Raw genomic sequence first — 12811 nt, 5'->3', positions numbered from 1 at the left:
CACCCGGGCCACCGGCCCGGCAAGCCAGCACTGCCCGGCAAGCCAGCACTGCCCGGCAAGACAGCCCGTCCGGCAAGCAAAAACATAACCGCAGGCCCACCCGCGATTCGCCCTGAGAGGAACCCAGCTATCTCCGGGTAGCCGGACGTAGACTGACCCACACAAGTGCCCGTGACGCGTGAAGTGGAGACCGGATGCTCTGGAAACTGCTCGTCGAATACCTGCGGCCGCAGCGGCGGCTGCTGTTCGCCGTCGTCGTCTTCCAGCTGGCGGCGTCCATTGCCTCGCTGTACCTGCCCACCCTGAATGCGGACATCATCGATCAAGGCGTGGCGACGGGGAACACGGAGTACATCCTGCGCATCGGCGGCCTCATGCTCCTGGTTACCCTGCTGCAGATCGTCTGCACGGTTGTGGCCGTGTATTTCGGGGCGAAGGCCGCGATGGCGATGGGCCGGGACGTCCGCGGGGCAATCTTCACCCGGGTGGCCGAATTTTCCGAGCAGGAAGTCACCCGGTTCGGCCCGCCCAGCCTGATCACCCGCTCCACCAACGATGTCCAGCAGGTCCAGCAGCTGGTCCTGATGTCTGCAACGCTAATGGTCACGGCGCCCATGCTCTGCATCGGTGGGGTGATCATGGCCATCCGGCAGGACCTGCAGCTTTCCTGGTTGATCGCCGTCAGTGTGCCCGTGCTCCTGATCGCGGTGGGGTCGATCATTATCCGGATGGTCCCGCTGTTCCGGCTCATGCAGACCCGGATCGACACCGTCAACCGGGTGCTGCGCGAACAGCTCACCGGCATCCGCGTGGTGCGGGCCTTCGTCCGGGAGGACGTGGAGACCGCGCGCTTTGCCCGCGCCAACGAGGACGTCACGGACACCGCGCTGCGCGCCGGCCGGCTCATGGCGCTCGCGTTCCCCACCGTGATGCTGGTGCTCAACGTCTCCAGCGCCGCCGTGATCTGGTTCGGCGCGTTCCGGATTGAGGACGGGTCCATGCAGGTGGGCACACTCATCGCGTTCCTGAGCTACCTCATGCAGATCCTGATGTCCGTCATGATGGCCACGTTCATGGCGATCATGATCCCGCGCGCGGCCGTGTCGGGGGACCGGATCGGCGAGGTGCTCGGGACTGAGTCCAGCGTCCGGCCGCCGTTGCGTCCGGTTTCGCGCGCGGCCGGGCGGGCGGCGCGCGGTGAGCTGGAAATGCGCGACGTCGGGTTCGCCTACCCGGGGGCCGAGCAGCCGGTGCTCTCGGACGTGAGCTTCACCGCCCGCGCGGGGCAGACGACGGCGATCATCGGCAGCACCGGTTCCGGCAAGACCACCCTGGTGAACCTGATGCCGCGGCTGTTCGACGCGACGTCCGGCTCGGTGCGGATCGACGGTGTGGACGTGCGCGAGCTGCACCCGGACCTGCTGTGGGGGCACATCGGACTGGTCCCGCAGAAGCCCTTCCTGTTCTCCGGCACCGTGCGCAGCAACCTGCTCTACGGCAAACCCGACGCCTCCGAGGCCGAGCTCTGGCGGGCCCTGAGCATTGCGCAGGCCCAGGACTTTGTGGAGGAGCTCGAAGGCGGGCTGGACGCGCCGATCTCACAGGGCGGCACCAACGTCTCCGGCGGCCAGCGGCAGCGGCTCGCGATCGCCCGGGCGCTCGTGAAACGGCCCGAGCTCTACATTTTTGACGACTCGTTCTCCTCGCTGGACACGGCCACGGACGCCCGGCTGCGGCAGGCGCTCAAGCAGCACACTGCCGGGGCCACGCTGGTGATCATCGCCCAGCGGGTCTCGAGCATTGTGGACGCGGACCAGATCCTGGTGCTGGACCGCGGCAGGATCGTCGCGCACGGTTCGCATGAGGAGCTGCTGGAGACGTCCGAGACGTACCAAGAGATTGTGAACTCCCAGCTCGCGGCGGAGGAGGCGGCATGAGCCGCACCGACAAGGCGCCGACGCCGGTCCCCGCCGCCGCCCCCGGGGTTTCCGGGGCGCCCGCCGCGCAGGCCCCGCTGCGGATTCCCCGCCCCGCGGGTGGGCCCGGCCGCGGAGGCCCGTTTGCCGGGATGAACATCCCGGCGGAGAAGGCCATGAACTTCGGGCCGTCCGCCCGGCGCCTGCTGGGGGAGCTGCGGCCCGAACGGCTGTGGCTGACGCTGGTCCTGCTGCTCGCCGTCGTGAGCGTGACGTTCTCGGTGATCGGGCCCCGGCTGCTGGGCGAAGGCACCAACCTGATCTTCGCCGGCGTCGTGTCCAAGCAGCTGCCGGCAGGGGAGACCCAGGCCCAGGTGATCGCGCAGCTGCGCGCCGCGGGGGAGACCCAGCAGGCGGACATGCTCAGCGCCATGACGCTCACGCCCGGCGCCGGGATCGACTTCGCCGCACTTGCCACCGTGCTGCTGTGGGCGGTTGCCCTGTACGTGCTGGCCTCGGCGTTCGGCTGGTGGCAGGCGTACATCCTCAACGGCGTCGTGCAGCGCACGGTGTTCCGGCTGCGCGAACGGATCGAGGCGAAGATCAACGGGCTGCCGCTGCGCTACTTCGATTCCATCCAGCGCGGCGAGCTGCTCAGCCGGGTGACCAACGACGTCGACAACATCTCCCAAAGCCTGCAGCAGTCCATCAGCCAGGCCGTGACCTCGGTGCTGACCGTGGTGGGGGTGCTTGTGATGATGATCCTGCTCTCGCCCACGCTGGCGCTGATCGCGCTGGTGACCATTCCGCTGACCCTGGTGACGACGGCGGTGATCGCCAAACGCTCCCAGAAGCTGTTCGTGTCGCAGTGGAAACACACCGGCGAGCTGAACGGGCAGATCGAGGAGACCTACACCGGGCACGCCCTGGTGAAGGTCTTCGGCCGGCAGCGCGAGGTGGAGGAGCGGTTCCGGCAGAAGAACGTGGAGCTGTACCAGGCCAGCTTCGGCGCGCAGTTCATTTCCGGGCTGATCATGCCGGCCATGACATTCATCGGGAACCTGGTCTACGTGGGGATCGCCGTGGTGGGCGGGCTGCAGGTGGCCTCGGGGGCGATGCAGCTGGGCGATGTGCAGGCCTTCATCCAGTACTCGCGGCAGTTCACCCAGCCGCTGGCCCAGCTCGGTTCCATGGCGAACCTGCTGCAGTCCGGGGTGGCCTCGGCCGAGCGGGTGTTTGAGCTCCTGGACACCGAGGAGCAGTCGGCGGATCCTTCTCCGTCGCTGGCGCCGAACGGGGGCCGCGGACGGCTGGTGTTCGAGGACGTCTCCTTCTCCTACTCCCCGGACAAGCCGCTGATCTCAGACCTGAGTCTCGTGGCCGAGCCGGGACAGACGGTCGCCATTGTGGGGCACACCGGCGCGGGCAAGACCACCCTGGTGAACCTGATGATGCGCTTCTACGAGCTCGACGCCGGGCGGATCACGCTCGACGGCGTGGACGTCACCGCGATGACCCGCTACGAGCTGCGCTCGCGGATGGGCATGGTGCTGCAGGACACCTGGCTGTTCGGCGGGACCATCCGGGACAACATTGCATACGGCCGGCCTGGTGCTTCGGAGGACGAGATCCTGGAGGCCGCCCGCGCGACGTATGTGGACCGTTTCGTCCGGTCCCTGCCGGAGGGCTACGACACCGTGCTCGACGACGAGGGCTCCAACGTCTCCGCCGGTGAGAAGCAGCTGCTCACGATTGCCCGGGCGTTCCTGGCCCGCCCGTCCGTGCTGATCCTGGACGAGGCGACGAGCTCGGTGGACACCCGGACCGAGGTCCTGGTGCAGAAGGCGATGAGTGCTTTGAGATCCGACCGGACTTCGTTTGTCATTGCCCACCGGCTCTCCACCATCCGCGACGCCGACCTCATCCTGGTGATGGAGTCCGGGCAGATCGTGGAGCAGGGCTCGCACGCTCAATTGTTGGCTGCGGGCGGGGCGTACGCGGCGCTGTACGCGGCGCAGTTCGCGGCTCCTGTGGCCGAGGTTTAGGGCGCAGAACATTTCTTCTGTCGGCCTCGAGACGGGTAGTTCGTCTCTGCGCGGATCGACTTTACGTCATATCCGCTATCGGTGGGATGAATGTGAGTACTGGAGTAGGGGGCGAGGTCATGCTTTCTCACCTCCGGTGGTCGAGGAAACAAGACCCCGCCGGCTCTCCCTTGGGGCAAGAACCGGCGGGATCACGCGTGAATCAAGGACTAGGGCGTGTCTCCTTATTGTCGTAGCCAGATGACGACGGCGTAGAGGACGACGCCTGCACGCGGCCTACTGCCTGACCGACTACCTCGCGCGGTCGGAAGAGCACCAGACGGCGGTCCATGCGTCGGGGCCCGAGGCTTCGAACTAGCGCTTCCCCGCCTTAAATCCGGCAAGAGCCGCGACGACTGCATCACCGTCAACCCCTTGACGGTGTGATCTGCGTCGCGTAAATTGTTCAACAAGTTCGGATTGTTCAACAATCCAACAATTGATCGCAGTCCCGACTTCCGCAGCCCATCACGGTAGCCGCACACGCACCCGGATGTCCCCACCTGCAACGACGCAGGTCCGGACAGAAAAGGCGCACAAACACCATCCGCCCGCACTCGGATGACATCCACACTCTTCATGGAGGTACAAATGGCCACTCCATCTGTAATGGCCCCCGCTGACCCGAAACCCTTTGTGGGGCGCAAGGGCATGTACAAGGCATTCGCGGCCAGCCTGACCGGAACCGCGCTGGAGTTCTATGACTTCGCCGTCTACTCCGCCGCGGCTGCGATCGTTTTCCCGCTGGTCTTCTTCCCGGCCTCGGACCCTGTCACGGGCACCCTGCTGGCCTTCTCCACCTACGCCGTGGGCTACATTTCCCGGCCCGTCGGTGGCATCATCTTCGGCCGGCTCGGGGACGAGATCGGCCGCAAGAAGATCCTGGTCATCACGCTGATGCTGATCGGCGTCGCCACGTTCCTCATCGGCCTGCTGCCCACGTACGACACCATCGGCATCATCGCCCCCGCCATCCTGGTCTTCCTCCGCTTCGCGCAGGGTGTCGGCGTCGGCGGCGAGTGGGGCGGGGCAGTCCTGCTCTCCAGTGAATTCGGTGACCCGAACCGCCGCGGTTTCTGGGCATCCGCCGCGCAGATCGGCCCGCCCGCCGGCAACCTGATGGCCAACGGCGCGCTTGCCGTCCTGACTTTGACCTTGTCCGAAGAGGATTTCCTGAACTTCGGCTGGCGAATCGCCTTCCTGATCTCGGCACTGCTGGTGGCCTTCGGGCTCTGGATCCGGCTCAAGCTTGAGGACACCCCCATCTTCAAGGCCATGGAGGCCAGGGGAGACAAGCCCAAGTCCCCGATCCGCGAAGTCCTGGCAACCCAGCGCCGGCCCCTCATCGCGGCCATGCTCAGCCGCATCGGCCCGGACGTCATCTACGCGATGTGCACCGTCTTTATGCTCACCTACGGCATTCAGAAACTTGGCTTCGACCGCGGCCAAGTGCTGGTGGCCGTCCTCATCGGTTCGGCACTCCAGATTTTCACCATGCCGCTTGCCGGGGCCATCTCTGACCGCATCAACCGCCGGCTGGTCTACGCCATCGCCGCAGTGGCCGCCGCCGTCTGGGGGTACCTGTTCTTCATCGTCCTCGAAGGTCGGTCCCCGGTCATGCTGATAGTGGGAACGGTGCTGGGCCTGCTCTGCCACTCGTTTATGTACGGACCCCAGGCGGCCTTCGTTGTTGAACAGTTCTCGCCGCGGCTCCGCTCCACCGGCAGTTCGCTGGCCTACACCTTCGCCGGAATCATCGGTGGCGCCATCGCACCGTTCATGTTCACCCTCCTGCTGAGCACCTTCAACAGCTGGGTTCCGGTTGCCATCTACCTCAGCGTTGCCTGCCTCCTGACCCTGGTGGGCCTGGCCCTGGGACGGGACTCCAACGTTGCCGAGGACCAGGAGTACCTGCAGTCTTCAACTGAGCTGGCGGAGACCCGGTGAACCAGATCAACGCACTCCAGGCACCCTCCGATGCGCGCCTGAAGTTTCGCAACGGCCTGGTCACCCCCACCTCCGGATGGAGCGACGGCTACACCCAGGCAAACCTGATAGCGGTGACGGCCGACTACGCCGACGAATTCATCGAGTTCTGCCGGCTCAACCCCAAGGCCTGCCCCGTCATCGACGTCATCCCGGCGGGACAGTACGAGAGCGCCCTCGCCGCAGGGTCTGACATCCGCAGTGACATCCCCGCCTACCGGGTGTGGGTGGACGGCGAACTTGCCGATGAAGTCACGGACGTCGCATCGGTCTGGCGTGATGACATGGTGGGCGTCCTCATCGGCTGCAGTTTCACCTTCGAAGCCGCGCTCGCCAGCGAGGGCGTCCCGCTCCGGCATACCGAAACGGGCCGTAACGTCCCCATGTACCGCACGAACATCGCGTGCATCCCTGCGGGACGAATCCACGGACCGATGGTGGTTTCCATGCGCCCGATGCCGCCCGAGCTGGTCGAAACGGCAATCAGGGTGACGTCGGAAGTGCCCAAGGTCCACGGCAGCCCGGTTCATGTCGGGGCGCCCGGGGACCTCGGCATTGCCGACATCAACCGCCCCGACTTCGGCGATGCGGTGGAGATCAGGCCGGGGGAAGTGCCGGTTTTCTGGGCCTGCGGCGTGACACCGCAGAGCGCAGTGATGGCATCCAGGCCCGCCTTCGCCATCAGCCACGCCCCCGGACACATGTTCATCACTGATGTTCCCGAAAGCACCTACCGGGAACCGGCAGGAGCGTCATTGTGAAGAAGAGACTTCCCGTTGCCGAGAAACGGGCACGCAGGATCATCAACCTCTCGGCGCCACGGCGGCAAGCCACCGGCACCCACTGCGAACTGACCGGAGTCTGGCAGAGTCCGGCGGGAGCGAGCATCTCGCTGTACGAAGGCCAGCTTCTCCCGAGCGATGCCGGCCGGCCATGTGTCTGGACGTATGCAGGCCAACCGGCAAGCAAGGCCGATTCCGGAGAACCCCGGTGGGCAGCTCCGGAGCATCACAGACTGTAGGGCAGCAAACGGCAAGCGGACGACGGCGGGACTCCCCGCCGTCGTCCGCTTGCCGTTGATTCGACAATCGCCAGCAGCTGCAAAAGCTCCGCACCATTGTGTGCCCGGGCATTCGGTCCTAGGGTGGGTGCGTTCTCACCCAAGACCAGGAGGAGCCATGTCCGGCGAGCCAGCGTTCTTTGAAATCGGCGTCAAAGATCCCCAGCGCGGCAAGGCGTTCTACGGGGCGCTCTTCGGCTGGGACTTCACGCCCGGGCCCTCCGCCGGCGGAGGATTCATGATCGGCACGCCCGGGCTCTCCGGCGGGATGCACGGCGGCGACTCCGGCGCCGTGCCGTGCATCTTCTTCGGGGTGGACGACATGGATGCCGCACTGGACCGGGTTCGGGAGCTCGGCGGCTCAGTCGACGAACCCGAGCTTGGGGATGAGACCAGTGCGGGGGAGTACGGCAGGTTCAAGCTCTGCAAGGACGACCAAGGCTCGGCATTCGGACTCCACGAACCTCCCCGGCCGGCGGACTAGGGCGTGTCTCCTAAATAGGGGGTTGCTGGCTGGAATGCTTAAACGGTGTCGAGAACATCTGTTTTGAGTGATGAGCAGTGGTCCCGGATCGAGCCGTTGCTGCCCAGCTCGGACGGACAGCGGGGGCGCCCGTTCCGTGGCCACCGCCAGGTCATTGAAGGCATTATCTACCGGTACCGGTGCGGAATTGCATGGCGGGACCTACCTGCGGAGTTTGGTCCCTGGCAGACGGTATGGAAGCGTCACCGGCGTTTCGCCTCCGACGGGACATGGGACCGGATCCACGCGAGGCTTCTGGCCGAGGCGGACGCCACCGGGCAGGTCGACTGGGCAGTTTCGGTGGATTCGACCATCAACCGGGCCCACCAGCACGGGACGAACCTTCCCCGCAGCACAGGGGGAACTCCCGAAATACAAGAAACTGTTTGCTGAACCCTCAGACCACGCCATCGGCCGCTCCCGCGGCGGGCTGAGCACCAAGATCCATCACGCCTGCGACGGAAAAGGCAGGCCGCTAGCCATGATCCTGGGCCCCGGACAGGGCGGTGACTCGCCGATGTTCCCGGTCGTCATGGAGGCAGTGCGGGTGCCCCGTCTCGGCGGGGGCCCGGCCAGAACGCGGCCGGATGCCGTGATGGTCGACAAGGCGTACTCCTCCAGGGCCAACCGGTCACTACTGCGCGGTCGGGGCATCAAAGCCGTCATCCCGGAACCGTCCGACCAGATCGGACACCGGAAACGCCGTGGTTCACGCGGCGGGCGCCCCGTGAACTTCGACGCCGAAACCTACAAAGGCCGCAACACTGTCGAAAGATCCTTCAGCCTCTTCAAACAATGGCGCGCCATCGCCACCCGCTACGACAAACTCGCGCTGACCTACCGTGCAGGCGTCGTCCTCTACGCCGTCGTCATCTGGCTACGACAATAAGGAGACACGCCCTAGCCCCGGGTGTTCCTGGGGGGAGTGCGGGCTGCGCAGGTATCCGCAGGCCGCCTATGCCGGTGCCAGCGCCTGGACGGAGGTTCGCTCCACTGTGGGACAGTTAATTTTTGCGGCGGCATTGTCCGGTGCCTCGTCAAGGCCCAGCAGCATCCGGACTCCGGCTGCGCCCAGTTCGTAGTGGGGGAGAGACACCGTGGAAAGCGGGGGCCGGAGATGGGCGGCGATGACTTCTTGGTTGTCGAAACCCACCACGGCCATGTCGTCCGGGATGGACAGGCCGTGCTCGCGCAGCCCGTCGTAAAGTCCCATCGCCATGCGGTCGTTGTAGCAATACACGGCCGAGACGCCGCGCTTGAGGAGTTCCACGGTCGCCCCGTATCCGCCTTCCTGGTTGGGATAGGCTTCCAGGACCAGGCCCTCGTCGAACGGGATCCCTGCCGCTTCCAGGGCATCCCTGTAGCCCTGAAGGCGCCCGTCCTTGGCAGGAGMGGGGATGGTGGCGTTGATGAAGGCAATCCGGCGGTGGCCGTGCCGCAGCAGGATTTCCGTCGCTGAACGGCCACCTTGTGCCTCATCGGGGACCACGGCCCGTGCGCCCGGTTCCGTCGAGAAGCAGTTGACGAGGACGAAGTCCGCTTCGCGAAGAGAGACCGGTATGTCGGTGGCGCGGTGGAACCAGGTCGAGTAGAGGATGCCGCGGACCTTGTATTCGAGCATCATGGAGATCGCGTCCGTCTCAAGCTCGCTATTGCCTTCGGTGTTGGCGATCAGGAGGGCGTATCCATGTTTCCAGGCCTCATCCTGGGCCCCGTGGATGATCTGGCCTGCGAAGGGTGTGGTTGCGATGGAGTCKGCTACGAGGCCGATGAACCGGGAGCTGCCGCTGACCAGGGTTTGGGCCATCGCATTGGGCCGGTAGCCAAGGTCCCGAATCGCGTCCCGAACCCGTTTCCGGGTGGCGGCAGAGATGCGGGCGTCCTTTTTCATGTTGACGACCAACGAGACGGTGGCGGTGGAGACGCCGGCTGCTTCCGCGACCTGACGCAGGGTGATGGGGTGGGCGCGCGTGGGCTGCTTCGGGGGTGCAGCCTCAACCGATGGCGTGCCCGAACTATTCTCCATTGAAATCATGTGCCCTCCTTCAGGAGTATATCCGTCCGTTGCTGCTGTCATCCCTTGGTCGCCCCGCTTTCCAGGCCCTGGATCATCGCCTTGTTGAGCACCAAGAAGACCAGCAGCAGCGGGGTGATGGTGACGCAGACGGCGGCGAACGTGGCTGTCCAGTCGGTCTTCCCCATGGCTCCGATGTAGTTCTGCAGGCCAAGCGGGATGGTCTTGAGTTCCTCAGAGAGGACGAAGGTGTTGGCGAAGATGAAGTCGTTCCAGATGAAGATGCTGTTGACCAGCACGACGGTCACGACGGTGTTGACCGACAGGGGCAGGGTGATGAGCCCGAAGATGCGGTAGGGCCCCGCTCCGTCAAGTGAGGCCGCCTCGTACGTTTCCCGGGGGATGTAGTTAAAGAATGAGGAGAACAGGTAGATCGACATCGGAAGGGCAAAGCCGGCCAGGGGAATGATCATCGACGGGTAGGTGTCGAGCAGGTTGATCGTCGAGTAGTCGATGAACAGCGGCACGAGAGCGATCTGCACGGGCACGATGATGCCGATCAAGAACAGGCCGCGGACGACCTTGCTGAAGCGGAAGCCGAGGACCTGGAGTGCATAGGCTGCCATCATTCCCAGCAGCACGATCAGGAGGTTGGCTCCCATGGTGACGATGAAGCTGTTGAGGATGTTCATCCCGAGGTTGCCGGTTTCGAAGGCGCGGGCGTAGTTATCCCAGGTAAGGGACTTCGGCAGTGCAAACGGGTCGCCCGTCGCGAAGTCCTGTTCGGTGCGAAGGCTGGTGATGAAAAGCCATGCGAGGGGGTAGACCTGCACGATGACGATGAGGGCGATCAGCACCTTTGACAACGTGCCGTAGAGACTGGGCTTGCGCCGTCTGCGCAGCGGAGGCGGGCTGTCCGGTGAAGTCATGACAGGTCTTGTAATCGGGGCTGCTTGCGCGGTCATGCGTCCGCCTTTCGTTTGAGCATGAAGAGGATGAGCCCGACGGCGGCCAGGCATTCGACGACGATGAACACGGAGATGGTGCTGGCGTAGCCGAAGTCGGTGCTCGTGAATGCCGTCTTGTACATGTAGGTGGTCAGGAGCTCCGAGGACTGTCCGGGCCCGCCGTTGGTCATCAGGTAGGGGATGTCGAATCCGCGCAGGCCGTAGGTCGTAGCCATGATGGTGGTGGTGATCCAGACGGGCCGGATGTGGGGGAAACGGATCTTGGTGAACAGTTGCCACCGCGAAGCTCCGTCGAGGCGTGCTGCTTCCTCCAGTTCCAGTGGAACGGAGAGCAACGCCGCGTAGAGGATGAGCATGTACAAGCCCGTGAACCGCCATCCTTCCGGCACCGACACTGCGGCCAGGACGGTGTTGATGTCCGAGAGCCAGGGGCGTTCGAGGGCGCCGAGGCCAATCCACTGCAGGACCTGGTTGAGCAGGCCCACCGGGTCGATCGAGTAGATACGCACGAAGAGGAACGCGATGGCCACCGTCGAGATCACTGCCGGCAGCAGGTAGAGGGTTTTTATCAGTTCCCGGCCCCGGCTCAGCGAGGTGAGGAGGCTGGCGACCAGCAGGGCGCCGCCAAGCTGCAAGACCAGGCAGATGGCCAGATAGCCGAGAGCGTTGAAGAAGGAGCGCCAGAAGATGTCGTCGCCGGTGAACATCCGCACGTAGTTTGCCAGTCCCACGAATTCCATGTCGCTGATCCCGTTCCATGAGAAGAAGCTCAGGACCAGGGACTGGAGAATCGGGAACAGTACGGCAGCGCCGTAGAGCAGCAGCGGCGGAAGGAGGAAGACCAGGACTGATAGTCGTGACCTGTTGGGAAGCATGATGAGGCCTTTCGGGTGGGGACCGGAGCCCCCCACCGCAGCGGTTACTTGAAGAACTTCGGGGCGTTTTGCGCGACGGCGTTGTCCATCGTGCTGGTGAACTGTTCGGGCGTGATGTTGCCCTGGACGAGGAGCACGAGTTCCTGCTGCAGCCGACCGTTGGTGGTCGGGTCGAGCTGGGTGTCCCACGGCATGGCCTGTTCGTTCCCGAGGTCGTTCGCCTTCTCAAGGGCCTTCTTGTACAGGGGTGTTGCGTTGGCCGGTACGGCGGTTTCCACATTGGTCGTCGGTGAGAGCGCTCCTGTGGCTGCGTATTCGGAAGGGTACTTCACCAGGGCGAACTTCAGGAAGTCGCTCACGAGCGGGTCGTAGGTCTTGGTGTTGACCGCCATGCCGATGCCGGACGGGGAGACGTACTCGTTGGCCGCCGTGACGGATCCCTGGGTCGTCGGGAGGGTGAAGAAGTCGGTGTTATCGCGGACTGCCGGATTCAGTTTGTCGGTTGCCAGGCTGGGCAGTTCCCAAGTGCCGATGTTGTACATGGCGGCCTGGCCGGAGGTGAACTGGTTCTGGGCATCAGAGTATCCCTGGGAGGAAAAGCCGTCCTGGAAGCACTTGGCCTTGCCGAGCGCTTCCATCCACTGAACGGACTTCTGGCCTGCGGGGTCGGAGAACTTGGCTTCGCCCTTCTTTAGCTTCTGGATGAAGTCCGGACCGGCTTCCCTGAACGGCTGGTAGGCGACATACCGTTCGAGGGGCCACTGGTCCTGGCCGTCGATGGCGATGGGGGTGATGCCGGCCTTGCGCAGGGCGGTACACATGGCGGGGAGGTCATCGAGGGACTTCGGGACGGACACTCCGGCCTTCTGCAGCAGGGCTTTGTTGTACCAGATGAACTCCAGCTCGAACTGGAACGGAATCATGTTCAGCGACCCGTCGTCGAACCGCTGGTAATCAAGTGCGCTGGGCCGGTAGTTGTCGTAGACGCCTAAGTCTTTGAGCAGCTTCTCGGCGTCGACCATCTTGCCCTGTTTCGCCAGCTGCTGGGCGAACGGTGTGGCGTCAGTGTCGAAGAGTTCCGGAAGCTTGTTCGCGGCGGCGAGGGTCTCAAGTTTCTGGATGTATGAGGGCCTGTCGGGGGTGGTGATCAGGTTCAGCGAGAAACCCGGGTGGTCCTTGGCGTAGTCGTCCGCGAGCTTCTTCATGATGTTGATGACGGCGCCGTCGGCCGGCCGGGACAACAGCCACGAAATTTCGCGGGGCTTGATTTCCCCGGTGGGGCTCACGTTGGAGGGGTTACTGGCCCCTCCGCCGCATGCTGCCAAAGCCAGGGCGGTGACGGCTGCCACTGCGGCAGTTCGGAAAAGTTTTATCATTACGGCAAT

10 protein-coding genes are annotated in these 12811 nt (G+C 64.6%); 6 read left to right on the top strand and 4 right to left on the bottom strand.

What is annotated here, in order from left to right; translation table 11 throughout:
• Window positions 1-194: 194 nt before the first annotated feature.
• From AC1DR1_RS05440 to AC1DR1_RS05415, 6 genes are all read left to right on the top strand, one after another.
• On the top strand, window positions 195-1937 hold the full coding sequence (locus tag AC1DR1_RS05440; protein WP_476992287.1) for an ABC transporter ATP-binding protein: 1743 nt from the start codon (window positions 195-197) through the stop codon (window positions 1935-1937).
• Window positions 1934-3961, top strand: coding sequence for an ABC transporter ATP-binding protein (locus AC1DR1_RS05435; protein ID WP_476992286.1), 2028 nt, complete (start codon window positions 1934-1936; stop codon window positions 3959-3961). The genes AC1DR1_RS05440 and AC1DR1_RS05435 overlap by 4 nt, the downstream gene beginning before the upstream one ends.
• 630 nt (window positions 3962-4591) lie before the next feature.
• Window positions 4592-5947 (top strand): MFS transporter, encoded by a 1356-nt coding sequence (locus AC1DR1_RS05430; protein WP_229992096.1) that lies wholly within the window; start codon window positions 4592-4594, stop codon window positions 5945-5947.
• The gene (locus AC1DR1_RS05425; RefSeq protein ID WP_476967065.1) at window positions 5944-6747 is read left to right on the top strand and encodes a putative hydro-lyase; all 804 of its coding nucleotides are present in this window, start codon (window positions 5944-5946) and stop codon (window positions 6745-6747) included. Before AC1DR1_RS05430 ends, AC1DR1_RS05425 begins: the two co-directional genes overlap by 4 nt.
• A 417-nt stretch (window positions 6748-7164) precedes the next feature.
• Window positions 7165-7530 (top strand): VOC family protein, encoded by a 366-nt coding sequence (locus AC1DR1_RS05420; protein WP_476992285.1) that lies wholly within the window; start codon window positions 7165-7167, stop codon window positions 7528-7530.
• A gap of 45 nt (window positions 7531-7575) precedes the next feature.
• A protein-coding gene (locus AC1DR1_RS05415; RefSeq protein WP_229992093.1) for an IS5 family transposase occupies window positions 7576-8458 on the top strand; the annotation gives its coding sequence in 2 pieces (ribosomal slippage) (window positions 7576-7935 and window positions 7937-8458; 882 coding nt in all).
• Between the two features lie 66 nt (window positions 8459-8524).
• On the opposite strand, the gene AC1DR1_RS05410 is transcribed toward AC1DR1_RS05415, so the two are convergent.
• The 4 genes from AC1DR1_RS05410 to AC1DR1_RS05395 are packed head-to-tail and all read right to left on the bottom strand — an operon-like array spanning window position 8525 to window position 12802.
• Window positions 8525-9604 carry a LacI family DNA-binding transcriptional regulator gene (locus AC1DR1_RS05410; RefSeq protein ID WP_476992284.1) on the bottom strand — a complete coding sequence of 360 codons (1080 nt, stop codon included), beginning with the start codon at window positions 9602-9604 and terminating at the stop codon, window positions 8525-8527.
• 38 nt (window positions 9605-9642) lie between these two features.
• The gene (locus AC1DR1_RS05405; protein WP_229992091.1) at window positions 9643-10548 is read right to left on the bottom strand and encodes a carbohydrate ABC transporter permease; all 906 of its coding nucleotides are present in this window, start codon (window positions 10546-10548) and stop codon (window positions 9643-9645) included.
• On the bottom strand, window positions 10545-11426 hold the full coding sequence (locus tag AC1DR1_RS05400; RefSeq protein ID WP_229992090.1) for a carbohydrate ABC transporter permease: 882 nt from the start codon (window positions 11424-11426) through the stop codon (window positions 10545-10547). Before AC1DR1_RS05400 ends, AC1DR1_RS05405 begins: the two co-directional genes overlap by 4 nt.
• Before the next feature lie 44 nt (window positions 11427-11470).
• A complete protein-coding gene (locus tag AC1DR1_RS05395) occupies window positions 11471-12802 on the bottom strand; it encodes an ABC transporter substrate-binding protein (protein WP_229992089.1) in 1332 nt (443 codons plus the stop codon).
• Between the last annotated feature and the right edge of the window lie 9 nt (window positions 12803-12811).

Source organism: Arthrobacter sp. P4_F10, assembly GCF_056401435.1.
This window is presented reverse-complemented; position numbering and strand designations above follow the sequence as displayed.